This is a genomic window from Streptomyces albicerus, from assembly GCF_008905045.1.
GTDB classification, from domain to species: Bacteria; Actinomycetota; Actinomycetes; order Streptomycetales; family Streptomycetaceae; genus Streptomyces; species Streptomyces albicerus.
The window spans coordinates 1-22,346 of the sequence record NZ_VWMY01000029.1; the positions used below are offsets into that span (position 1 = coordinate 1).

Consider the following 22,346-nt stretch of genomic DNA (forward strand, 5'->3'; position numbering starts at 1 on the left):
GCGTCGCGAGATCGGCGAACGCCAGCGCGTCGGCCAGCTCCTCCGCGTCCAGCACGGTCGGCACGTCGGCGTACAGATCCAGAACTCCCGGGCTGATCGCCCCGATCTGCAGGGGGAGCGCGAAGACCGCGCGTGCCCCGGCGTCCAGCGCCGCATCCGCGAACACGGTCCAGCGGTCCTGCAGTGCACCGGTCAGTAGATCGGGCGTCAACACGGCCGAGCCGTGCGTGAAGGCATCCACGCACGGCCCCTCGCCCAGCGTGAGCTGCAGCTCCTCCAACTGCTCGCTGACGGTGTCGGTGCTGCACAGCGGATGGCTAGTCGCGGTCCGGGACATCGCCGACAGCCCGGCCCCGCCGACCGGCAGCGCGGCCACCGCCGCCGTGCACACATCCACCACACCGACCCGGGCACCACGCCGGGCGGCCTGCTCGGCGACCAGCACCTGGATCCGGGCGGATCGGCTGTCGGACCTCATCCGGGCCACCGGGTCCAGGCGTCGTGCGCAAGGCCCTCCAGCCTCATGGCGGTTCATTCCCCGAGAGGAAGGACCAGCACCCGGAGCAGCGTCGCGCTGACCGGCCTCCAGATCTCTCCCACGTCCAGCCATCCCCAGGACCGGAGCGCCGTGAGGGCGGGGTGATCCGCCTGATCCACCAGGGTGGCGCCGAGCGTCGCCTGGTGGTCGCTCAGCAGCCGTTCCTGCAGCCGGCGGGCCATGTCCTGGTCCTGCGGGTGCGGACGGACCAGGATGTCGGTGATCGCGAAGACGTTGCCGGACTCGGTGAGTTGCTCGATGCTGCGCGGTAGTGCACCGTCGAACCCGAGCCACCAGAAGCCGTCGCTGCGTACCGGGAATCCGTAGGTACATCCCACCAGGCAGTCCGTCTCCGCGATCGCCATGGCGAACCCCGGCCTGCGGATGTCACCCGTGAGGCGGTTCAGAAAGTCCTGGCGGCCGGGAGCACGGTAGGTCTCACTGGGAGATGTCTCGCGGGCGTCCACGTACAGATCCGCCAGCTTCCCGCCCAGGTCCTGCGCCAGCGAGCAGTTCACCCGACGCAACCGCACTGCTTCCATGGTGGACGGCTCGCTGCCGCGGGGCTTGTGCGGTTGTCCCTCCCCTGGCCGGGCCGTCATCGCACATCGCCCGAGAGGATGGAGGCGAGTGGATCAGCCCAGTGCGGCGGGGCTTGGGCGGCGGGGGCGGGGACACCTCCAAGAGGAGGTGACAGATGCCCGAACGGAACGCCAAGGAGCAGGAACCTGGAACCGGTGAGATCGAGGATGAGGCCCAGCATCGGCGGCGGGTGGTGCAGTAGTAGGGCTCCACCAGCCTCCGTGGTCTGCTGCGCGGCGTACAGGAAGGCGTTGAGTCCGCTGCAGTCGCAGAAGGTGACGGGGGCGAGGTCGACGTCGATGGTGCGCATGCCGTCGCGCAGACACCGCGCCAGTGCTGCGCGCACCAGCGGCGCCGACTCCAGGTCGATCTCACCGGTCAGGGTGACCAGCGCCCGTTTCCTACGGTCATGACGGTAGACGGTGAGCTGTGGAAGGGGCATGACGCCTCGGTTCAGAAGACCATCCGGCAGCGCACGCGGTGACGCCGGATTCCCGGCCCCCTTGGCGCGCTCCCGGCAGGGGCGTACGTTCGGCGGAGGCGGAGCAAGGCCGGTCCGACAGCCTGTCCGACAGGACAGAGGACCCGCCCAATTCCCTCCAGGGATGCGCCGGGTGACGGACGAAAAATCCGCTCCCCGTAGCCATCTGTGTCGAGCAACGACAAGCCGCCGGGGTCTGGGACGTCCGTACAGCAGCATAGTCCTTTACCCAGTCCGGCAGACGGCCGGAAGCCGCCCATTCCCAGGATGTGGACAGTGCCGCAACGCGGTGGCGCGCACATATCCGGTGCCCTGCACGGTACTTGGGCAGGCGGCGCGAAAGCGGCGGCCAACAGCCGCTCGGGAACGGCAGTTCGTCGACCGCCCGAGGAGGTGGCTTCGCATGACGGAGCCGAACAGTTCAACCCCGTAGAAGTCCGATCCCGACAAGCCGAGCACTGAACTGGAAACAAGTGCTGCAAGCCGCACGGCCCGGACCTCAGGAACCGCCGGAGACCCGCGGCCGGACGACCTTCACGGACGGGGTGGTGGAGAAGATCGCCGGGATCACCGCACGGGAGGTGCCCGGAATCAACGCACTGGGCGGCGGCTTCACTCGCACCATGGGTCGCGGTGCGCGATCGGGTCCCGGGCGGGCACGCGAGCGCGGGGCGCGGCGTCAAAGCCGACGTCGGCGAGAAACAGACCGCCATCGACCTGCAGGTCGTTCCACGTGATCGGGGCCTTGAGGGATTCGGTGATCTCGCCGGTCACGGCTTCGGCAGTGGTGTGGGAGCACTGGTGGATTGGTCGACCCTAGAGCCAGTCCCGCCGCTTGAAAATAAAGTACAGACTGACGCAAACCACCCCCATCAGGCCGATCGCAAAGGGGTACCCGAAGCTCCAACCCAGCTCGGGCATGTCCTCAAAGTTCATGCCGTAGATGGTCCCCACGAGCGTGGGAGCAAAGAGGATGGCCGCCCAGCTCGAGATCTTCTTGATCTCCTCGTTCTGCTCGAACCCCGCCTCCGCCAGCGCCCGCATCTCCGCGTTCTGTTGCTGGGTGACCAGGGTCGCGTTCACCGTGAGGATGTCCGTGAGGGCCTGGCGGAAGCCGTCGACACGCTCGCTGGTGTGGGTGACGTGGTCGGCCACGTCCCGCAGATACCGCTGCAGTTCCTCGTCCGTGCCGTACTTGGCGAAGCCGGCCATCAGGCCGTGCAGCATGCCGACGAGCGGGCGGGTGGCGCGCTGGAACTCGACCATTTCGCGGGAGAGTTCGTAGATTCGGCGGGAGACCCAGGGATCCCCGCTGAAGACCTCGGTCTCGATCTCGTCGATGTCGTTCTGGACACCGGCGACGACGGGTGCGTAGCCGTCCACGACCGCGTCGAGGATGGCGTAGAGAACCGCCTCGGGGCCGAGTTTCAGCAGCTCCGGGGTCTCCTCCATGCGGCGGCGCACGGCGGAGAGGTCGGGCGCGGCGCCGTGCCGGACCGTGATCAGGAAGTCGGGGCCGGTGAAGACGTGCAGTTCGCCGAAGTCGACCTCCTCGGGGGCGTCGAGGTAGCGGGCGGCACGCAGGACGACGAAGAGCGTGTCCCCGTAACGCTCCAGCTTCGGACGCTGATGGGCCTCCATCGCATCCTCGACGGCGAGCGGGTGGAGATCGAACTCGGCTGCCAGGGACAGGATTTCGTCCTCCGTCGGGCGGGCCAGGCCGATCCATGCCATGCCGTCCGGCTGGTTGCGCAGCTCACGGAAGGTGTCCGCGAGGGAGGCGGGGGTCGCGACGCGCATGCCGTCGCGGTAGAGCGCGGCCTGTACGACGCTGCCGGGCTCCGCGGGAGTCGCGTCGGCCGGAGCCGGACGGGGCGCCGGGGGATCCGCCGGCGGTGGCGCCGTCGGAGCCATGGCGCGTCGCCACACCGACTTCCGGTTGCCTTTCGAAGCGGGGACGGGGCGGGCTCGGCGCTCCGGCATCGCGGCTGCCTCCGTGTCGAACGAGTCGGTCGAACCTGTCGAACGTCTGTCTTTGCGATCACCGAGCAGGATATACGGGTCAAATGGCGTGAGCTGCGGGGCGGGGTAGGCGAGCGCCAAGGCTTGCGGACAGAAGGTGTCCGCAAGCCGCGCTAGCGTGCGGAGCATGACGAAGACCTCGACCGCCCCCGTGCTGAGCATCCGCGTGCTGAACCGTGCGACCCTCGACCGGCAGATGCTCCTGCGCCGGACCGCCCTCTCCGCGACGGACGCCGTCGAACACCTCGTCGGCCTCCAGGCGCAGAACGTGAAGCCCCCTTACTACGCCCTCGCCGCCCGCCTGGACGGCTTCGCGCCAAAGGAACTGTCGGCTGCGATGGCCTCGCGCGAGGTCGTACGCATCGTCACCATGCGCTCCACCATCCACACGCACACCGCCGACGACTGCCTCACGCTGCGGCCGCTCGTGCAGGCCGCGCGCGAGCGCGAGTTGTACGGCTTCCGCAAGGGACTCGTCGGCGTGGACCTGGACCGGCTCACGGAGATCAGCCGGGAACTGGTCGAGGCCGAACCGCGCACCATGAAGCAGCTGCGCGAGGCGCTGCTCGCCGAGTGGCCGGACGCCGATCCGCTCGCCCTCTCCATCGCGGCACGCTGCCGGCTGCCCCTCGTCCAGGTCACCCCGCGCGGCCTGTGGGGCCGGAGCGGGCAGGTCGCGCTCACCACCGCCGAGCACTGGCTCGGCCGCCCTGCCGAGCCGGTACCCGCTCCCGACGCCACCGTCCTGCGCTACCTCGCCGCGTTCGGCCCCGCCTCCGTCAAGGACATGCAGGCCTGGGCCGGCCTGACCCGGCTGCGCGAGGCCTTCGAACGGCTGCGGCCCCAGCTGCTCACCTTTCGTGACGAGCAAGGCGTCGAGCTCTTCGACCTGCCGGACGCGCCCCGCCCGGACGCGGACACCCCCGCCCCGCCGCGCCTGCTCCCCGAGTTCGACAATCTGCTCCTCTCGCATGCCGACCGCTCCCGGGTCGTCCCCGCCGAGTACTGGGGCCGCGCCTGGCAGGGCAACCAGGCCTACTGCACGCTGCTCGTCGACGGCTTCCTGGCCGGCGTGTGGCGGCTGGAGGAGTCCCGCGACCAGGCCGTGGTCACCATCGAGCCCTTCGGCACGCTCACCAAGCGGCAGCGCGACGAGGTGGTCGAGGAAGCGACACGGATGGTGTCGGTCCTCAGCGACGCGTCCTCGTACGACATCCGGTTCGGGACCGTCGTACGAGGCTGACGGCAGAGACGTCGTACGAGACTTCACAAGCGATACGTTGCAAGAATCGTGACAGCCGTGGGCGTTCGTGACAGCCGTAGGAGTTCGGGACAGCTGTTGGGGAGCGGAGAGGTCAGTCCGCCCGGCCCGTCGTCGCCACCGTCACCCCGAGCCCGATCATCGTGAAGCCGCCCGCGCCGCCGATCAGCGACAGCCGGCGGTCCGAGCGGGCGAACCAGCTGCGGGCCGTGGCCGCCGTCAGGCCCCACAGGGTGTCCGTGACCAGGCCGATGGATATCGGGATCAGACCCAACACCAGCATCTGCAGGGGCACTTGACCGGCCGAGTGGTCGACGAACTGGGGGAGGACGGCGGCGAAGAAGACGATGCCCTTCGGGTTCGTGACGCCCACGAGGACGCCGTCCAGGACCGTGCGCAGATCGCCGCGGGCGGGCCTGTCAGCATGCTGATTGATGTCAGACGCCTTCATCTCCTTGCGGTGCCGGAATGCCTGCACACCGAGGAAGACCAGATACGCGGCCCCCGCCAGCTTCACCGCCATGTAGACGACGACCGAGCGCTCCACTATCGAGCCGACGCCGACGGCGACCGCGACGACCAGCAGATACGAGCCGAAGACGTTCCCGAGCGCCGTCGCCACCGCCGTGCGTCGGCCGTGGGCGAGCGCCCTGCCGATCACGAACAGCACGCTCGGCCCCGGAATCATGACCACCAGCAGCGACATCGCCGCGAAGGCCAGGAAACGGTCCGTCGACACCATGCCCGCCACCCCCATCGCCCATCTCTCGCACTGGACTCCATTGAAACAGGCGGCACTGACAACGCACCCCGGACAAGTGAAGTCAAGGCACCCGGACAAGTGGAAAGGGGGCGCTGCGGGCCGCTCGTGGAGGCCCGCAACGCCCCCTGGCTCTACCTGAGTCGTGCTCAGGAAGTACTCGGGACGGACGGAGGTGCCGGGAGAAGTACTGAGAGAAGTACCCGGCGACGTACTAGGACTAGGAGTTGACCTGCGCCGTCACCAGGCTCGAGAAGGTGGTCAGGCGGGTGTAGACACCGGGATAGGCGGCGTCCGCGCAGCCGTAGCCCCACGAGGTGATCCCGGCGAGCTTGCCGCCGATGACGAACGGGCCGCCGCTGTCGCCCTGGCAGGTGTCCACGCCGCCGGCGGTGCGGCCCGCGCAGACCATGTCGGAGGAGATGTACGACGAGCCGTACGCCGAGGAGCAGGTGGTGTTGGACACGGTCGGGACCGTGGCAGTGCGCAGCTGGTTGGAGGAGGAGCCGCCCGAGCTGGTGGTGCCCCAGCCGAGGATGCGGGCGGTGGTGCCGGCCGCGTACACGCTGGTCTCGGAGGGGGAGACATAGCTGATGGGCGTGTACGGCATCGACGTCGACAGGGTCAGGACGGCGATGTCGTTGCCCTCTTCGGCGTCCGTGTAGTCGGGGTGGATCCATATCCTGCTGAGCCCGCTGACGGTGCCGTTGGTGCCGTTGCGGTAGGTACGGCCGCCGACCACGCGGGTGTTGCCGGTGGTTCTCCCGACCATGCAGTGGGCGGCCGTGACGACCTTGGTGGCCGACACCAGCGTGCCGCCGCAGAACTGGCTCTGCGAGGCGTTCGTGATCTGCATGACGTACGGGTACGCGGACGCCGTGGTCGTCGAGCCACCGACGATGGGCTGGGGAGCGGCGCTCGCGGTGGTCGCGCCGAGCAGACAGGTCGTCGCGGCGGCGGCGACCGCGACGGTGAGGGCGGCGGCCTTTTTGGCAAGGGTGAGCCCGAACATGGATCTCCTCAGGAGTGCCGGTGGGGGTGCACTGTGGGGGTGAAGCGACAGCCTGCGGGGCGGGTCCCACGCTAGAAGCGGACCCGCACTCTCCTCAATGAGGGAACCCCCTGCGGGAGTTGACGAGGGAAAACCCTCGGTCGCCCCTTGCGGCTCGCCCCGTCTGTAGCCCTCCTACGCATCTCCCCCTGCGCATCTCCCCCTGCGAGCGCGGGGAGAGAGTCACTCCCCGCGCTGCTGCCCCGCCGCCAGCCGTACGATGTCGACCCGCGACCGGATCCCCAGCTTCCGGTACACCCGGGTGAGCGTCGCCTCGACGGTCTTCACGCTGATGAACAGGCGCGCGGCGATCTCGCGGTTCGTGGCGCCCTCCAGGACGAGCGCCGCGACCTGACGCTCCGTCGAGGCCAGCCGGTCGAGGTGCGGCAGCGCGGATTCGGCCACCACCGGAGCGGCAGTGGGGACGGGGACGGCTACGGAGGCCGTGTCCAGCTGCCTCAGCCAGGGCACCGCCTTGCAGCGCCGGAACAGCCGCGCCGCCTCGTCGTACGAGCCACGCCCCGGCTGTTCCGCCCGCAGCTGTGCCAGTGCGAGGGCCGCCCGTGCCTCTTCGAGTCCGTACCCGAGCTGCGCCAGCCGGTCCTGCGCCGAGGTCAACTGCTGTGCGGCCGCCTCATGTTGGCCGCCCGCCGCCTTCACCAGGGCCTCGGCCCGGTCCAGTACGGCGAGGACGCTCGCCCGCCGGAGCCGTACCGCGTGCTCGCGCGTGGCGGTGATGACGTCCTGCGCCTCCGCCGGTTCGCCGATCCGTACCAGCGCCTCGGCGAGGTCGCCGTGCCAGCGGCCCCGCGCGGGGTCGAAGATGCCGAGCCCCTGCTCCAACTCCCGTGCCCGGCGCAGCGACTGGACCGTACCGGCGGCGTCCCCCGCTACCAGCTGGGCGTGCCCGAGCGCGCCGAGCGCACGCGAGAGGTAGATCAGGTCGCCGTCGTCCTCGGCGCGGCGCACCGCGTCGCCCGCCAGTACGAGCGCCCGGTGCACATCGCCGCCCGCGGCCTCGGCGAGCGAGGTGAACATGTTGCCGGCGGCCTCGCCGATGCCGGTGTCCCGGGCGAGCCGCAGGCTCTCATGGGCGAGGTCGAGGGCGCGGGCGCAGTGCCCTGAGCGCAGTTCGGTCTCGGCGAGCCCGCGCAGGAAGTGCACCTCGCTCTCGACCATGCCGCGCCGGCGCACCTCGCCGAGGAGCCGGGTGATCGTGGCACGCGCGTCGGTGAGCTGGTCGCTCATGATCTGCCAGCGGAACCGGGTGGCGCCCGCACCGTTGTGGTCGCAGGCCACCCGCAGGTCCTGCGGTTCCGAGAGCGCCCGTTCGAGCGTCGCGGGGGCGCCGGGGTGCCCCATCAGGGTCTCCATCTGGGCCTGGAAGGACAGGGCGAGCAGCTCGGTGCTCCGGTCGCCGGCGGTGGCGGCGAGCCGCGCCGCGTGGGCCGCCTCCTCGCGGCCCTTCTCCATCTCGCCCTCCACGAGCAGCGCCCGCCAGGCCAGCTGGTAGCGGACCAGGGCGAGCAGCCGCGGATCCTCGCCCGCGTCCGCGAGGGCCTGCGGGAACACGGCCTCGACGTCCGCCATCGCCTGCCCGGCCGAGTCGATCACGACCATCCAGGCCCGTACCCGGACCGCCGCGTCGGTCGCCCGGTCCAGGACGTCGCGGGCCACCTCGCGGGCCAGGTCGATCTCGCCGGAGACCAGTGCGTCCTCGGCGGACCGCAACCGCCGTTCGTCGGCGCCCGGTTGGGCGTCCGGCGGGGTGTGCCGGGCGGCGAGCAGTCCGAGCTGGGCCGCGACCGAGGGCGCGCCGCGGTCCCGGGCCAGCGCCGCGGCCTCGGAGAGCCGTGCGGCGACCTGCTCGTCGGTGCCGCAGGTGGCCAGCGCGAGATGGCGGGCCCGCTCGATCGGGTCGGAGGCCGCCGTGGACAGCGCGGCATGGGCGGCCCGCCGGTCCTGGGGTTTCGCCTGCGCGTACAGCGCGGCCGAGACGAGGGGATGCGCGAAGCGCACGGCGCCCTCCTGCCCGTCCGGCCCTTGGCCGTCCGGTCCCAGGGCCGTGACCAGTCCCAGCGAGGCCGCGAGCGCGATCTCCGCCTCCGCGTTCGGGCGCCCCGCGGCCTGCAGCAGCGTCTGACTTGGGCGGGCTCCCGCGCTCGCGACCAGCAGCGTCTGCCGGGCGTCGGCGGAGAGCAGCTCCAGGCGGCTGAGGACGAGGGCGCGCAGCGAGGTCGGCACCGGAAGCGGCTCGCCGGGGCGGGGCGGCGTCGGGCTCTCGGCCAGGGCGCGGGCGAGCTCCAGCGCGAACAAGGGGTTGCCGCCGCTCGTGTGGTGGATGTCCCGCAGGGTCGAGCGGCGCAGGCCGGTGTAGCCGCGGGCGGCGAGCAGCTCGGAGACCTGAGGCCGGGACATCGGGGTCAGCCGCAGGGCGAGTGTCTCGGGCGGATACGCGCGTAGATGCGGATCGTGCTCCTGTTCCTTCGGTTCGGTGCCGGTGCGCACCGCGCCGAGCATCCGCACCGGCATCCCGCCGAGGCGGCGGGCCGCGAAGCCGAGCAGCTCGGCGCTGGGAGCGTCCAGCCACTGCAGGTCGTCGGCGACGAGAAGGACAGGGCCCTTGGCGGCCAGGGCGCGCAGCACCGAAAGGACCGCGAGGCGCAAAGCCAGCCCATCCTGGTGCAGGGACGATTCGGCACGGCCGGTGAGCGCCGCTTCGAGCGCCGCCTGCTGTGGCGCGGGCAGCGCGTCCGCGACCTCGTCGGCGACGAGACCGAGCAGATCGACCAGGGCGAGGAACGGGAGATGGGATTCGGATTCGGTGGCCGAGCAGCGCAGCACAGTCCGGGCCGATTCGGCGTATTCCGTAGCCATTGCCCGCAGGACGGTCGACTTTCCTATTCCGGGCGGACCGTGCAAGAGGAGGCTGCCCCCTCGGGAGAGCTGCTCACGGGCTCGTCCGAGCAGCTCCTCCCGCCCGACGACCTGCTCGGAACGGGGTCTGACAGGCTCCTCGAAATCCCGTCGCACGCGCACCGCTCCCCTCATGTCGTGTTCGGCTCAATATTAAGCAAAGAGCCTCTGAATTTCGGAGGGTTGCACAGTGAGGGAAATAACAGAGATTCGGTATACGGGATTTCAGGGCGCCCGTGCATGTATAGAACCCGCGAGGGGAGGGACGGACCTTCGGGGCAGCGGCGAGGAGTACCCCAAGGGCAGTGTGGAGGTCCGGACCTCAGGGCAGCAGCCCCGCCCGCCGCGCCGCCACCACCGCCTCCAGCCGCGTGTGCGCGCCGAGCTTGCGCATCGCCGAGCGCAGATAGGCCTTCACGGTCTCGGGCCGCAGCCCGAGCCGGTCGGCGGCGGCCGCGTTGGTCGTACCGGCCGCGACACAGGCCAGGACGTCCAGCTCACGCGGGGTGAGCCGGACCCGCCGGGCCGCGGCCGGCGGGTTGGGCGCGGCGGTCAGCGTGTCGCAGACCGCGAGGAGCTCCGCGCGCAGCGCCGGGTCCACTACGCGCGGGGCCAGCGCCCGCAGCGCCCCGTGCGCCTCCCGGACCCGCTCCCACACCGAGTCGGCCGAACCCGCCAAGTCCTCCGCCGTCCGCGGCTCGCGTGCGGCCGCCAGCAGGCCCTGTGCCTCGTCCCGTACGACCAGCGACTGCTCCACGTCCCGGGCCGCCTCCACCGCCGCGGCCAGTGTCCGGTCGCCGAGCGGTTGCGCCGTGCGCAGGGCGCCGTACAGGACACCGCGCACCCGGCGGCGTACGACGACCGGCACGGCGAGCACCGACCGCAGCCCCTCCGCGGCGACCGCGGCGTCGTACTCGTGGCTGATCTGCCGCGAGGAGGAGTAGTCCGCGACGGCGCACGGCCGGGCGAGGGCCACCGCCTTGCCGCCCAGGCCGTGGCCCGACGACACCGCGAGCGCGCTGAGCGCCGCCGTCGCCGTGCCGTTCAGCTCGCTGATACGCACCTGCCGCCGGCCCGGCTCGACCAGACCGCCGAAGGCGACGGGCAGCCCCGTCGCCCGCCGCAGCCGCATCAGCGCGCCGCGCATCTCCACCGCTTCGGCCGCGTCCGTTGCCACGTGCTCGTCCCTTCACCGCAGCGCACCCCCCGTCCGGGGGTAGTGAGACCCGCATCACGGATTACACGATGTATTCGAGCCGCCCGGCAATGGTCCGGGACCAGCGGAAGTGAACCGGAGGGCGCGCCGGTGTCGAGAGGGGGAGCGCGCGGAGGCCCGAAGGGCTGAGCACGGTCGGCCTCTCGACACCGGCTGAGGCGCCCGGAGGCGAACGACGAAAAGACACGGAGGACAGATGACGACGCCGCCGACGCCGCCGACGGAGAGCTTCCGCAGCGCGCGGGACTTCCTGCTGGAGTACCGCGAGGACTACGCCACGGCCTACGAGGGCTTCAGCTGGCCCCGCCCGGAGAACTTCAACTGGGCGCTCGACTGGTTCGACGTCATCGCCCACGGCAACGCCAGGACCGCACTGCACATCGTCGAGGAGGACGGCCGCGAGACCAAGCTGTCCTTCGGCGAGCTGTCCGTGCGCTCCGACCAGGTCGCGGGGTGGCTGCGCGAGCAGGGGGTCCGCGCCGGTGACCGGATCCTGGTCATGCTCGGCAACCAGGCCGAGCTGTGGATGACGGCGCTCGCCGCGATGAAGCTGCGCGCCGTGGTCATCCCGGCCACACCGCTGCTGGGGCCCGCCGACCTGCGTGACCGCGTCGAACGGGGCCGGGTCCGGCACGTGATCGTGCGCACCGAGGACACCGGCAAGTTCGACGAGGTGCCCGGCGACTACACGCGCATCGCCGTCGGCGACGAGCGCCCGGGCTGGCGGTCGTACGAGGACGTGTACGGCCACTCCGCCGACCTCTTCTCGCCCGACGGCCCGACGCGGGCCGACGACCCGCTGATGCTCTACTTCACCTCGGGCACCACCGCCCGCCCCAAGCTGGTCGAGCACACCCACACCTCGTACCCGATCGGCCACCTGGCGACCATGTACTGGATCGGCCTCAAACCCGGCGACGTGCACCTGAACATCTCCTCGCCCGGCTGGGCCAAGCACGCCTGGTCCAACCTCTTCGCGCCCTGGAACGCCGAGGCGACCGTCTTCATCCACAACTACACGCGCTTCGACGCGAACCGTCTGCTGGCCGAGATGGACCGCGCGGGAGTGACGACCTTCTGCGCGCCGCCGACCGTGTGGCGCATGCTCATCCAGGCCGACCTGACCCAGCTGCGTACGCCCCCGCGCGAGGCCGTCGCCGCCGGTGAGCCGCTGAATCCCGAGGTCATCGAGCAGGTGCGGCGGGCCTGGGGCGTCACCATCCGCGACGGCTTCGGGCAGACCGAGACGGCCGTGCAGGTGTCCAACAGCCCGGGCCAGCCGCTGAAGACGGGCTCCATGGGGCGGCCGAGCCCGGGCTTCCGCGTCGAACTGCTCGACCCGGTGACGGGCGCGCCGGGCGCGACGGAGGGCGAGATCGCGCTCGACTTGTCCGCGCGGCCCGTGGGCCTGATGACCGGCTACCACGGCGACACCGACCGCACGGCCGAGGCGATGGCCGACGGCTACTACCGGACGGGGGACATCGGTTCCCGCGACGCCGACGGCTACATCACATACGTGGGCCGGGCCGACGACGTCTTCAAGGCCTCCGACTACAAGATCTCCCCGTTCGAGCTGGAGAGCGCGCTCCTGGAGCACGAGGCCGTCGCGGAGGCGGCCGTCGTGCCCGCGCCGGACGAGCTGCGGCTCGCGGTCCCGAAGGCGTACGTCGTGCTGTCGGAGGGGTGGGAGCCGGGGCCCGACACCGCGAAGGTCCTCTTCGAGCACTCGCGTACGGCCCTCGCCCCGTACAAGCGCATCCGCCGTCTGGAGTTCGGCGAGCTGCCCAAGACCGTGTCGGGCAAGATCCGCCGGATCGAGCTGCGCGAGGCCACGGCCGCGGGGTCGGACGCCGAGTACCGCGAGGAGGACTTCCGGTGACCGAGCTGTCGTACGCGCACGGGACGAGCGGGACGGCCCTGCTCGGAGACACGATCGGAGCCAGCCTGGACCGGGCCGTCGCGGCCTGGCCGGACCGGGAGGCGCTCGTCGACGTACCGTCCGGGAGGCGCTGGACGTACGCCCGATTCGCCGCGGACGTCGACCGGTTGGCGTACGCGCTGCTCGCGAGCGGAGTCGCCAAGGGCGACCGGGTGGGCATCTGGGCGGTCAACTGCCCCGAGTGGGTGCTCGTCCAGTACGCCACCGCCCGGATCGGCGCGATCATGGTGAACATCAACCCGGCCTACCGCACCCACGAGGTCGAGTACGTCCTCAAGCAGGCAGGGATCTCCCTGCTGTTCGCCTCGCTCAGTCACAAGACGAGCGACTACCGGGCGATGGTCGGGCAAGTGCGGGGCAACTGCCCGCAGTTGCGGGAGACCGTGTACATCGGCGACCCGAGCTGGGACGCGCTGATCGGGCGCGGGATCCCTGACCTGCACGAGGACTTCAGGGTGCGCGGCAGCGAGCTGTCCTGCGACGACCCGATCAACATCCAGTACACCTCGGGCACGACGGGATTCCCCAAGGGCGCGACCCTCTCGCACCACAACATCCTCAACAACGGCTATTTCGTGGGTGAGTTGATCGCCTACAGCGAGCAGGACCGGATCTGCGTCCCCGTGCCCTTCTACCACTGCTTCGGCATGGTGATGGGCAATCTCGCCGCGACCTCGCACGGCGCGTGCATCGTCATCCCCGCCCCGTCCTTCGACCCGGCGGCGACCCTGAAGGCGGTCGAGCGGGAGCGCTGCACGTCGCTGTACGGCGTACCGACCATGTTCATCGCGGAGCTGAACCTCCCCGACTTCGCGACGTACGACCTCTCCTCCCTGCGGACCGGCATCATGGCGGGCTCGCCCTGCCCGGTCGAGGTGATGAAACGGGTGGTCGCCGAGATGCACATGGAGGAGGTCTCCATCTGCTACGGCATGACCGAGACCTCGCCCGTGTCCCTCCAGACCCGCCGCGACGACGACCTCGAGCACCGCACCGGCACGGTCGGACGCGTCCTGCCGCACATCGAGGTGAAGATCGTCGACCCGGTCAGCGGGGTGACGCTGCCGCGCGGCTCGGCGGGCGAGCTGTGCACCCGCGGCTACAGCGTGATGCTCGGCTACTGGGACGAACCCGAGAAGACCGCCGAGGCCGTGGACTCCGGGCGGTGGATGCACACCGGGGACCTGGCCGTGATGCTCGACGACGGGTACGTACAGATCGTCGGCCGGATCAAGGACATGATCATCCGGGGCGGCGAGAACATCTATCCGCGCGAGATCGAGGAGTTCCTGTACGCGCACCCGAAGATCGCCGACGTGCAGGTGGTGGGCGTGCCGCACGAGAAGTACGGCGAGGAGGTGCTCGCCTGCGTCATCCCGCGCGACTCCGGTGATCTGCTGACTCTTGAGGAGCTGCGGGCCTTCTGCGAGGGGCGGTTGGCGCACTACAAGGTGCCGAGCCGGCTGCGGATCATGGAGTCCTTCCCGATGACGGTGTCCGGGAAGGTGCGGAAGATCGAGCTGAGGGAGAAGTACGGGTGACGCTCCGCTGGGGGCGCCGTGGGGGAGTGCGGCTCGGTGGGGAAGTGCGGCTGGGTGGGGGCTGGTCGCGCCCGCGCGGCGGAGCCGCAAATTGACACAGCCCCGCGCCCCTTACGGGCGCGGCCCGCTCAGGGTGTGGCTCGGTACATGCATACCCGGGGCCAGCGGTCCAAGCCGTGTTCGGCCTCTGTGGCGCGGATCTTCCGTAGGCCCGGGGTGAGGTCGGGTTCGGCCAGGACGCGGAAGCCGATGCGCTCGTAGTAGGGCGCGTTCCAGGGGACCTCCGTGAAGGTGGTCAGCGTGAGACCGGGCAGGCCCTGGTCGCGTGCGCGGTCGGCGGCGTACGCGATCAGGGTCCGGCCCACGCCCCGGTGCGCGGCGCCCGGGTGGACGGAGACCTGCTCGATGTGGAAGGCGCCGTCCACGGGCTCGCCGATCAGGTACGCGACGATGCGCCCGTCGGCGTCCTCGGTGACCCAGGCGTGGCCCGCCGCGCGGAAGCGCTCCAGCAGGTTGATCGCGGGCGGCTCGTCGTCGGCGATCTCCGGCATGCCGAGGGCGCGGAAGGGTTCGCCCGCCGCGCGTTCGATGTCCTGGAGCAGCGGGAGGTCGGCGGGAGTTGCCGGTCTGATGCGCATGGGACCAAGTATGCGGTCGCTCCGGAGAGTTGGGGTGGTCCTCAGGCTCCGGTGGCGATGAGTTCGTCGGCGATGCTGTTCACCGGCTGCGGGGTGCCGGTGAGGTCCAGTACGAAGAGGGGGATGCCGAGGGAGTCGGCGCAGGTGCGGGCGTCGTCCTCGTAGCCGGCCAGCGAGAAGTAGACGCAGCCCGCCGACTCCGTCATCGCCGTCAGCCACAGACACTCCACGTCCCGCAGGGAGGCGGGGCGCACGGTCGGGTCGACCTGGGCGACTATCCCGCGCGCCGCCAGGCCTATCCCGGACGGCGGCCGCTGGTCGGCCCGCCGGATGTCCCGGTACCCCAGCCAGCGCAGATACAGCGCGGCAGCGGTCACGGCGTCCCGAGCAGTACGTATCGTCACCGGCTGGAACGCGGGACGGGGGGCCGGGGCCGGGGCCGTACGGGGGAGGGGGATGGCGGCGGGGAGATGGTTGGGCCGGGGCTTGGGGGAGGGGCGTCCGGCGCCCTCGCCGGTGTCCTTGCCGCAGTCCTCGCGGGTGTCCTCCCCGCTGTCCGGGGGACGGGGGGCGTCGGTGGCACCCGCGCCCGAGGAGTGCGGTTCATCGGTGGTGCCCGCACCGGGGCCATCGGTTCCCGGGCGTGAGGTTCCCGGGCCCTCGTCGGCGCTCGCCGCGGCGGAGTGTGGTTCGTCGGTAGCGGCGCCCTCGGCGGATTCCGTGCTCGCGCCGGGAGCCTGCGGTCCGGCGTCGGCGCTCGCGACAAGGGATTCCGATCCCTCGTCGGCACCGGCGCCCGGGGTCTCCGGTTCGGCGGAGGTCTCCGGTCCGGCGTCCGTGCCCGCTCCTGAGGTCTCCGGTCCGTCGACCACGTTCGCAGCTTGCGCTGTCTCCTTGGGGAGGCCGGTGCCCGGCTCGTCGTCAGTCCTCGTGCCCCGGGCCTCCGGACCGCCGTCGTCGGGGCCCGCGCCCGGTAAGGCCGCGGCCTCCTCGCCGGTGCCCGCCTCCACCACCGGCAGCCGCAGCACCGTCCCGCAGGGGCACCCCAGCTCGGGCCGGGGCCACTGGTCCGCGCGTCCGCAGGCCCCGCAGCGGACCGTCACCCAGTCCTCGTCCCAGGTGTGGTGGGTGACGGGCTCCGGGCGCGCACCCCGGTCGAGGACGGGTGCGACAGGCGCACCGCACTCGCAGGGATACGACGGCGCCGCATAGACATGCTCGCGCCGACAGGCCGGACACCGCACCGGCACGCTCTCGGACATGACCCTCTCCAGAACACCGCGACACCACATCGGGACAGTCCCTCCATCGTCCTCCGGAACCCCGCCCTCCGGCAGCCGAACGATCGGACGCCCCCGGGATTCCTCCGGGATTCCTCCGCCCGGCGGCGCACCCCTCGCCCTTGACGCCTCCCGGCCCCCCGCCTACATTGCTTCCAGATAGTAGAAGTTAGTTTCCGTAATACGGAATTTGAAGCTCTCCGCGGGGCGCGACGGGAGCCCGAATCCGACGGCCGAAGCAGGAGTACGCAATGGCTCGTATGACCGCTGCCCGCGCGGCAGTTGAGATCCTCAAGCGTGAGGGCGTCACCAGCGCGTTCGGTGTCCCGGGCGCGGCGATCAACCCCTTCTACGCGGCGCTCAGGGCCTCCGGCGGAATCAGCCACACCCTGGCCCGCCATGTCGAGGGCGCCTCCCACATGGCGGAGGGCTACACCCGCACCAGCCCCGGCAACATCGGCGTGTGCATCGGTACGTCAGGACCGGCCGGCACCGACATGATCACCGGTCTGTACTCCGCGACCGGTGACTCCATCCCGATCCTGTGCATCACGGGACAGGCTCCGACCGCCGTGATCCACAAAGAGGACTTCCAGGCCGTCGACATCGCCTCGATCGCCAAACCGGTCGCCAAGATGGCCGTGACCGTCCTCGAAGCCGCCCAGGTTCCCGGTGTCTTCCAGCAGGCCTTCCACCTGATGCGCTCGGCCCGCCCCGGCCCCGTCCTCATCGACCTGCCCATCGACGTCCAGCTGACGGAGATCGAGTTCGACCCGGAGACGTACGAGCCGCTGCCGGTCTACAAGCCGGCCGCGACCCGCGCCCAGGTCGAGAAGGCGATCACGCTCCTGAACGAGTCGGAGCGCCCGCTGATCGTCGCGGGCGGCGGCATCATCAACGCCGACGCCTCCGAACTCCTCGTGGAATTCGCCGAGTTGACCGGCATCCCGGTCGTTCCGACCCTCATGGGCTGGGGCATCCTCCCCGACGACCACGAGCTGAACGCCGGCATGGTCGGCCTGCAGACCTCGCACCGCTACGGCAACGCGACGTTCCTGGAGTCCGACTTCGTCCTCGGCATCGGCAACCGCTGGGCCAACCGCCACACCGGCAAGCTGGACGTCTACACGGCCGGCCGGAAGTTCGTGCACGTCGACATCGAGCCCACCCAGATCGGCAAGATCTTCGCCCCGGACTACGGCATCACGTCCGACGCGAAGGCCGCGCTCGAGCTGTTCGTCGAGGTGGCACGGGAGCTGAAGGCCGCGGGCAGGCTGCCGGACCGTTCCGCGTGGGCCGGGGCCGCCCAGGAGAAGAAGGCGACACTCCAGCGCCGTACGCACTTCGACGACATCCCCATCAAGCCGCAGCGCGTCTACGAGGAGATGAACAAGGCCTTCGGCCCGGAGACCCGGTACGTCACCACCATCGGCCTCTCGCAGATCGCCGGCGCCCAGATGCTGCACGTCTACCGGCCGCGCCACTGGATCAACTGCGGCCAGGCCGGCCCCCTCGGCTGGACGGTCCCGGCCGCGCTCGGCGTCGCCAAGGCCGACCCGGAAGCGCAGGTGGTCGCCCTGTCCGGCGACTACGACTTCCAGTTCATGATCGAGGAGCTGGCCGTCGGGGCCCAGCACCGGATCCCGTACGTCCACGTCCTGGTGAACAACGCCTACCTGGGCCTGATCCGCCAGGCGCAGCGGGCGTTCGACATCGACTTCCAGGTCAACCTGGAGTTCGAGAACCTCAACTCGCCCGAGCTGGGCGTCTACGGGGTGGACCACGTCAAGGTCGTCGAGGGTCTGGGCTGCAAGGCGATCCGCGTCACCGACCCCGGCGAGCTGGGCGCCGCCTTCGAGCAGGCGAAGAAGCTCGCCGCCGAGTTCCAGGTGCCGGTCGTCGTCGAGGCGATCCTGGAGCGCGTCACCAACATCTCGATGTCCACGACCAATGACATCAGCAACATCGTGGAGTTCGAGGAGATCGCGACCGAGCCGGGCCACGCGCCCACGTCCATCAAGACCCTGAAGGTCTGATCAGCAAGACCCTGACCCTGAAGGTCTGACCAGTCGTCCGACGTCATCTCGTCGGGCTCACGGGGGAAAGCGAGGCGCCCGTCCTGAGGATCCAGGACGGGCGCCTCACGCCGTGTTCAGTCCGAGCCGCCCCCGCCGCCGCCCGAACCGAACCCGCCGTCCCCGTGGCTCCACGGGCTCCAGCCGCCCCACGAATGAGGCAGCAGTCCGTCGTCCCGGACCTGGCTCTCATGGCCGACCAGCCCGGCGTCACGGACGAACTCCGGCGCCACGGCGACGAGCACCTCGCCGCCGTACAGCGCCGCCGCAAAGAGCCGGTCGTCCGTGGACCAGCCCGCGTCCAGTACCACCTCGGTGCCCAAGTCCCTCACGGGCAACGGCAGTTGCGTACGAAGATCATCGAGAGTGCGCCGCCCCTCAGGGCTGCGTCCCCGCGGCGGCGCGTGCAGCAGCCCTGCCGCGACCAGCTCTGCACGCAACTCCGTCAGCGACTTCCGCACGCGCCGCTTGGCCAGCAGCTTCCGCAGTCCCGTGCGGCGGCGGAGGGACGCCCACACCGCCTTCTCCAGGTGGTGGGTGGGACGCCCCGGGCCGGCGGACGCCCCCGACGTCCGCCGCACCCTGCCCGACCGGCCGGCCTCGACCGCGCCCCGCAGATGCAGGGTGAGCACGGCGACCGTCACGGCGGCGCGGGGCCCGCCCCGCAGCAACGCGATCGCGTACGGCTCCCGCCGAAGCGTCGTTGTCACAGCGCCCATGAGTCCCACCCCCGTTTCGGGCCATGCCCGCGGTGTCCCCCGTATGAGGCCCGCCGCCCCCGTGCCGGCGGGCCCCACGTGCTGAGAATGTGCCCTGGAGCACAGTGAGTTGAAGCCCCCGGAGCCATGTTCAGAGGTTGATTTGAGGGTTCCGTAGCCCGCGTACGCCCGGAGACGTACGTACGGACCTCACTCGGCCGAGTGGTGCTCCGAAAGCCCCGGCCAGTCGTCGGGACCGCCGCCCTGCCAGTCGATGAGGTCGCTCTCCTCCACCTCGATCTCGTCCAGGTCCGCCAGCCGCAGAATCTCGACGACGTCGTCGAGGTGGTAGGCGATGCCGAGGGTCTCGCTGCCGGCGGTGACGCGGCGCGATCCGTCCAGCGCCGGGGCGTGCACGACGATGCTGGGAGAGTCCATGTACCCAGGCTGCTGCGCGGGCGCGGAATCCGCACCCCGAAGACGGCGGGATTCGCCGAGGTTCTCGCAAACGGCGGAGAGCGCCGAGTACGGGACCGTCCGTACTCGGCGCTCTCACGAAAGGGCCGGGACCGCGGCGGATGCGACAGACCGGACTCCCCTTCTCTCAGGTCGAGAAGAAGGCCACGGGCCCTTCACCACCGCACTGGCTCGCACACCGCCGCGGTCCCTGTCCTGCCCGGACCGGCCGGTGGACCACCCCTCATCCGGGTCCAGGCCTGTCGCGGGCGTCCAGGGCGGAGGCTCAGTCCTCGCGCAGGGCGCGGACGGCCTCCTCCACGCGCTTGCCGTAGTCGGGGTCGGCGGCATGGAAGTGGGCGAGGTTCTTCTCGATGACGTCGTCGCGGGAGACCTGGGAGAGGCCGCCCGCGATGTTGGCGACCAGGCGGGACTTCTCCTCCTCCGACATCAGTCGGTACAGCTCGCCCGCCTGGAAGAAGTCGTCGTCCTTGGTGTGCGGCGGGGCCTCGTGGGTGCCCGTATGGCCGTTCACCGCGAGCGGGGCCGACAGGGGGCGGCCGGTCTCCACCGGACCGTCGTACGAGTTCGGCTCGTAGTTCTTCGCGGCGCGGCCCTGGGAGTTGGCGGCCATGAAGCCGTCCCGGCCGTAGTTGTACGCGGTCGTCGCCCTCGGCGCGTTGACGGCCAGCTGCGTGTGGTTGACGCCCAGCCGGTAGCGGTGCGCGTCCGCGTACGCGAACAGGCGGCCCTGGAGCATCTTGTCCGGCGAAGGACCGATGCCCGGGACGAAGTTGTTCGGGGAGAACGCGGCCTGCTCGACCTCCGCGAAGACGTTGTCCGGGTTGCGGTCCAGGACGAGGCGGCCCACGCGCCGCAGCGGGTAGTCCCGGTGCGGCCAGACCTTCGTGAGGTCGAAGGGGTTGAAGCGGTAGTCGGCCGCCTCCGCCGCGGGCATGACCTGGACGTACAGGGTCCAGGACGGGTTCACCCCGCGCTCGATGGCCTGGAGCAGATCCGTCTGGTGGGAGTTCGGGTCCTTGCCCGCGATCTCCTGGGCCTGTTCGGTGGAGAGGGAGCGGATGCCCTGGTTCGTCTTGAAGTGGTACTTGACGAAGAAGGCCTCGCCCTCGGCGTTCGTCCACTGGTAGGTGTGCGAGCCGTAGCCGTTCATGTGGCGGTACGAGGCCGGGATGCCGCGGTCGCCCATCAGCCAGGTCACCTGGTGCGTGGCCTCGGGGGCGTGCGCCCAGAAGTCCCAGACGTTGTCCTGCTCCTGCTTGCCCGTGAACGGGTCGCGCTTCTGGGAGTGGATGAAGTCGGGGAACTTGATCGGGTCCTTGATGAAGAAGACCGGGGTGTTGTTCCCGACGAGGTCGTAATTCCCGTCCTCCGTATAGAACTTGACCGCGAAGCCGCGCGGGTCGCGCACCGCGTCCGCGCCGCCCAGGTTGTCCGCCACCGTCGAGAAGCGCAGGAAGACCTCGGTGCGCTTGCCGACCGTGCTCAGGAAGTCCGCGTAGGTGAAGCCGGTGACGTCGTCGGTCACCTCGAAGTAGCCGTACGCGCCCGAGCCGCGGGCGTGCACCACGCGCTCCGGAATGCGCTCCCGGTTGAAGCGGGCGAGCTTCTCCAGCAGGTGCTGGTCCTGGAGGAGGAGCGGGCCGCCGATGCCGGCGGAGGCGGAATTCTGGTTGTCGGCGACCGGGGCGCCGGACTCGGTGGTGAGTACGCGCTTCGACATGGTGACCTTCCGTACGTGAGGCAGCGGAAAACTGTTTCCGCTTCGTGGAGCCTAGGTTTGGGGCGATCCGGACGTCAACAGTTTGTTGAAATCTGCTGGTCGGGTGCTGGTCGGGTACTGGTCGGTACTGACCAGGTGATGGTTCGGCGTTGGTTCCGGGCGGCGCCGCCGCTTGGGCGCGACAGGACAGGTGTCAGCGGCGGCGCCGCCCGGGGTCTTTGGTGGCGCGGGCGTCAGACCTGCGCGCCGGAGAGGCGCTCGACCGCGCGCAGCAGGGCGGAGTGGTCCAGGCCGCCGTCGCCCTGCGTGCGCAGCGAGGCGACGAGCTGGGCGACCACGGCGCCGACGGGCAGCGCGGCACCGACGTTGCGGGCGGCGTCCGTGACGATGCCCATGTCCTTGTGGTGCAGGTCGATACGGAAGCCCGGCTTGAAGTCGCGGTTCAGGAAGTTGTCCTTCTTGCGCGTCAGCACGGTCGAACCGGCCAGGCCGCCGTTCAGGACGTCGAGGGCCGCCTTGAGGTCGACGCCCGACTTCTCCAGGAAGACCACGGCCTCGGCGCACGCCTGGATGTTCACAGCGACGATCAACTGGTTCGCGGCCTTCACGGTCTGGCCGGAGCCGTGCGGGCCGCACAGCACGATGGTCTTGCCGAGCGCCTCGAAGATCGGCTTCGCCTGCTCGAAGTCGGACTGCTCGCCGCCGATCATGATGGACAGCACGGCCTCGACGGCCCCGGCCTCACCACCGGACACCGGGGCGTCCAGGACGCGGATGCCCTTGTCCTTCGCCGCCTTCGCCAGGTCCACGGAGGTCTGCGGGGTGATGGAGGACATGTCGATCAGCAGTGCGCCGGACTTCGCGTTCTCGAGGATGCCGCCGGGGCCGTAGGAGATGGCCTCGACCTGCGGGGAGGCCGGCACCATCGTGATGACCACGTCGGCGTCCTTCACTGCCTCGGCGATCGAACCGGCGGCCGTGCCGCCGGCGGCGGTCAGCCGGTCCAGCTTGTCCTGCTCCAGGGTGAAGCCGGTGACGTCGTAACCCGCCTTGATGAGGTTCTCGGACATGGGGGAGCCCATGATGCCGAGGCCTATCCAGGCGATCTTGGGAAGGTTGCTCATGATGGGGTGCCTCTCAAATGC

General features: G+C 70.6%; 17 protein-coding genes and 3 pseudogenes. 5 read left to right on the plus strand and 15 right to left on the minus strand.

Annotated elements, in window-relative coordinates; all coding sequences use genetic code 11:
• The 3 genes and pseudogenes from GAS53_RS25960 to GAS53_RS25970 form a co-directional block, all read right to left on the minus strand.
• Window positions 1-478, minus strand: a pseudogene (locus GAS53_RS25960) (ANTAR domain-containing protein); the annotation flags it as partial.
• Between the two features lie 53 nt (window positions 479-531).
• Window positions 532-1,080, minus strand: a complete 549-nt coding sequence (locus GAS53_RS55315; protein WP_225859088.1) for a hypothetical protein — start codon at window positions 1,078-1,080, stop codon at window positions 532-534.
• Window positions 1,081-1,136: 56 nt separating this feature from the next.
• Entirely contained in the window at window positions 1,137-1,562 is a 426-nt protein-coding gene (locus GAS53_RS25970; RefSeq protein ID WP_151480126.1) for an STAS domain-containing protein, read from the minus strand.
• A gap of 497 nt (window positions 1,563-2,059) precedes the next feature.
• On the opposite strand from GAS53_RS25970, the pseudogene GAS53_RS25975 reads away from it, so the two are divergent.
• Window positions 2,060-2,330, plus strand: a pseudogene (locus GAS53_RS25975) (Asp23/Gls24 family envelope stress response protein); the annotation flags it as partial.
• Between the two features lie 87 nt (window positions 2,331-2,417).
• Here GAS53_RS25975 and GAS53_RS25980 read toward each other — a convergent pair.
• Window positions 2,418-3,584 (minus strand): magnesium and cobalt transport protein CorA, encoded by a 1,167-nt coding sequence (locus GAS53_RS25980; protein WP_192583280.1) that lies wholly within the window; start codon window positions 3,582-3,584, stop codon window positions 2,418-2,420.
• A 166-nt stretch (window positions 3,585-3,750) separates the two neighbouring features.
• On the opposite strand from GAS53_RS25980, the gene GAS53_RS25985 reads away from it, so the two are divergent.
• Window positions 3,751-4,866: a winged helix DNA-binding domain-containing protein gene (locus GAS53_RS25985; protein WP_151480127.1), complete on the plus strand. Its 1,116-nt coding sequence runs from the start codon at window positions 3,751-3,753 to the stop codon at window positions 4,864-4,866.
• Window positions 4,867-4,978: 112 nt separating this feature from the next.
• On the opposite strand, the gene GAS53_RS25990 is transcribed toward GAS53_RS25985, so the two are convergent.
• From GAS53_RS25990 to GAS53_RS26005, 4 genes are all read right to left on the minus strand, one after another.
• Window positions 4,979-5,626, minus strand: coding sequence for a LysE family translocator (locus tag GAS53_RS25990; protein WP_151480128.1), 648 nt, complete (start codon window positions 5,624-5,626; stop codon window positions 4,979-4,981).
• A gap of 238 nt (window positions 5,627-5,864) precedes the next feature.
• Window positions 5,865-6,656, minus strand: coding sequence for a S1 family serine peptidase (locus GAS53_RS25995; protein WP_151480129.1), 792 nt, complete (start codon window positions 6,654-6,656; stop codon window positions 5,865-5,867).
• Window positions 6,657-6,878: 222 nt separating this feature from the next.
• Window positions 6,879-9,746 carry an ATP-binding protein gene (locus GAS53_RS26000; RefSeq protein ID WP_225859089.1) on the minus strand — a complete coding sequence of 956 codons (2,868 nt, stop codon included), beginning with the start codon at window positions 9,744-9,746 and terminating at the stop codon, window positions 6,879-6,881.
• A gap of 187 nt (window positions 9,747-9,933) precedes the next feature.
• Window positions 9,934-10,788: a helix-turn-helix transcriptional regulator gene (locus GAS53_RS26005; RefSeq protein WP_151480131.1), complete on the minus strand. Its 855-nt coding sequence runs from the start codon at window positions 10,786-10,788 to the stop codon at window positions 9,934-9,936.
• A 235-nt stretch (window positions 10,789-11,023) separates the two neighbouring features.
• Between GAS53_RS26005 and GAS53_RS26010 the strand changes: the two genes are divergently transcribed.
• Both GAS53_RS26010 and GAS53_RS26015 read left to right on the plus strand, forming a co-directional pair.
• Entirely contained in the window at window positions 11,024-12,709 is a 1,686-nt protein-coding gene (locus GAS53_RS26010) for an AMP-binding protein (protein WP_151480132.1), read from the plus strand.
• 5 nt (window positions 12,710-12,714) lie between these two features.
• The gene (locus GAS53_RS26015) at window positions 12,715-14,310 is read left to right on the plus strand and encodes an AMP-binding protein (RefSeq protein ID WP_151480230.1); all 1,596 of its coding nucleotides are present in this window, start codon (window positions 12,715-12,717) and stop codon (window positions 14,308-14,310) included.
• Window positions 14,311-14,438: 128 nt separating this feature from the next.
• Here GAS53_RS26015 and GAS53_RS26020 read toward each other — a convergent pair whose 3' ends face one another.
• The 3 genes and pseudogenes from GAS53_RS26020 to GAS53_RS58810 form a co-directional block, all read right to left on the minus strand.
• Window positions 14,439-14,948, minus strand: coding sequence for a GNAT family N-acetyltransferase (locus tag GAS53_RS26020; RefSeq protein WP_151480133.1), 510 nt, complete (start codon window positions 14,946-14,948; stop codon window positions 14,439-14,441).
• A 41-nt stretch (window positions 14,949-14,989) separates the two neighbouring features.
• Window positions 14,990-15,820, minus strand: coding sequence for an ICP22 family protein (locus tag GAS53_RS58420; RefSeq protein WP_404829293.1), 831 nt, complete (start codon window positions 15,818-15,820; stop codon window positions 14,990-14,992).
• Window positions 15,821-15,919: 99 nt separating this feature from the next.
• Window positions 15,920-16,210: pseudogene (locus GAS53_RS58810) on the minus strand (hypothetical protein); the annotation flags it as partial.
• Window positions 16,211-16,479: 269 nt separating this feature from the next.
• Between GAS53_RS58810 and gcl the strand changes: the two are divergent.
• Entirely contained in the window at window positions 16,480-18,264 is a 1,785-nt protein-coding gene (gcl, locus tag GAS53_RS26035) for a glyoxylate carboligase (RefSeq protein ID WP_151480134.1), read from the plus strand.
• A 116-nt stretch (window positions 18,265-18,380) separates the two neighbouring features.
• Here the strand turns inward: gcl and GAS53_RS26040 are convergent, their stop codons facing one another.
• From GAS53_RS26040 to GAS53_RS26055, 4 genes are all read right to left on the minus strand, one after another.
• Window positions 18,381-19,022, minus strand: coding sequence for a TIGR04222 domain-containing membrane protein (locus GAS53_RS26040; RefSeq protein ID WP_151480135.1), 642 nt, complete (start codon window positions 19,020-19,022; stop codon window positions 18,381-18,383).
• A gap of 189 nt (window positions 19,023-19,211) precedes the next feature.
• On the minus strand, window positions 19,212-19,439 hold the full coding sequence (locus tag GAS53_RS26045; protein WP_151480136.1) for a hypothetical protein: 228 nt from the start codon (window positions 19,437-19,439) through the stop codon (window positions 19,212-19,214).
• A 304-nt stretch (window positions 19,440-19,743) separates the two neighbouring features.
• Window positions 19,744-21,201, minus strand: coding sequence for a catalase (locus tag GAS53_RS26050; RefSeq protein ID WP_151480137.1), 1,458 nt, complete (start codon window positions 21,199-21,201; stop codon window positions 19,744-19,746).
• A gap of 233 nt (window positions 21,202-21,434) precedes the next feature.
• On the minus strand, window positions 21,435-22,325 hold the full coding sequence (locus GAS53_RS26055; protein ID WP_151480138.1) for a 2-hydroxy-3-oxopropionate reductase: 891 nt from the start codon (window positions 22,323-22,325) through the stop codon (window positions 21,435-21,437).
• Window positions 22,326-22,346 lie beyond the last annotated feature (21 nt).

What these genes read in the sequence shown, in the direction of transcription:
- GAS53_RS26045 (WP_151480136.1), bottom strand. Translation starts at nt 19,439, where the DNA reads ATGGACTCTCCCAGCATCGTCGTGCACGCCCCGGCGCTGGACGGATCG.
- GAS53_RS25995 (WP_151480129.1), bottom strand. Translation starts at nt 6,656, where the DNA reads ATGTTCGGGCTCACCCTTGCCAAAAAGGCCGCCGCCCTCACCGTCGCG.
- GAS53_RS26000 (WP_225859089.1), bottom strand. Translation starts at nt 9,746, where the DNA reads ATGAGGGGAGCGGTGCGCGTGCGACGGGATTTCGAGGAGCCTGTCAGA.
- GAS53_RS25980 (WP_192583280.1), bottom strand. Translation starts at nt 3,584, where the DNA reads ATGCCGGAGCGCCGAGCCCGCCCCGTCCCCGCTTCGAAAGGCAACCGG.
- GAS53_RS25990 (WP_151480128.1), bottom strand. Translation starts at nt 5,626, where the DNA reads ATGGTGTCGACGGACCGTTTCCTGGCCTTCGCGGCGATGTCGCTGCTG.
- GAS53_RS25970 (WP_151480126.1), bottom strand. Translation starts at nt 1,562, where the DNA reads ATGCCCCTTCCACAGCTCACCGTCTACCGTCATGACCGTAGGAAACGG.
- GAS53_RS26010 (WP_151480132.1), top strand. Translation starts at nt 11,024, where the DNA reads ATGACGACGCCGCCGACGCCGCCGACGGAGAGCTTCCGCAGCGCGCGG.
- GAS53_RS26055 (WP_151480138.1), bottom strand. Translation starts at nt 22,325, where the DNA reads ATGAGCAACCTTCCCAAGATCGCCTGGATAGGCCTCGGCATCATGGGC.
- GAS53_RS55315 (WP_225859088.1), bottom strand. Translation starts at nt 1,080, where the DNA reads ATGGAAGCAGTGCGGTTGCGTCGGGTGAACTGCTCGCTGGCGCAGGAC.
- gcl (WP_151480134.1), top strand. Translation starts at nt 16,480, where the DNA reads ATGGCTCGTATGACCGCTGCCCGCGCGGCAGTTGAGATCCTCAAGCGT.
- GAS53_RS25985 (WP_151480127.1), top strand. Translation starts at nt 3,751, where the DNA reads ATGACGAAGACCTCGACCGCCCCCGTGCTGAGCATCCGCGTGCTGAAC.
- GAS53_RS26050 (WP_151480137.1), bottom strand. Translation starts at nt 21,201, where the DNA reads ATGTCGAAGCGCGTACTCACCACCGAGTCCGGCGCCCCGGTCGCCGAC.
- GAS53_RS26040 (WP_151480135.1), bottom strand. Translation starts at nt 19,022, where the DNA reads ATGGGCGCTGTGACAACGACGCTTCGGCGGGAGCCGTACGCGATCGCG.
- GAS53_RS26020 (WP_151480133.1), bottom strand. Translation starts at nt 14,948, where the DNA reads ATGCGCATCAGACCGGCAACTCCCGCCGACCTCCCGCTGCTCCAGGAC.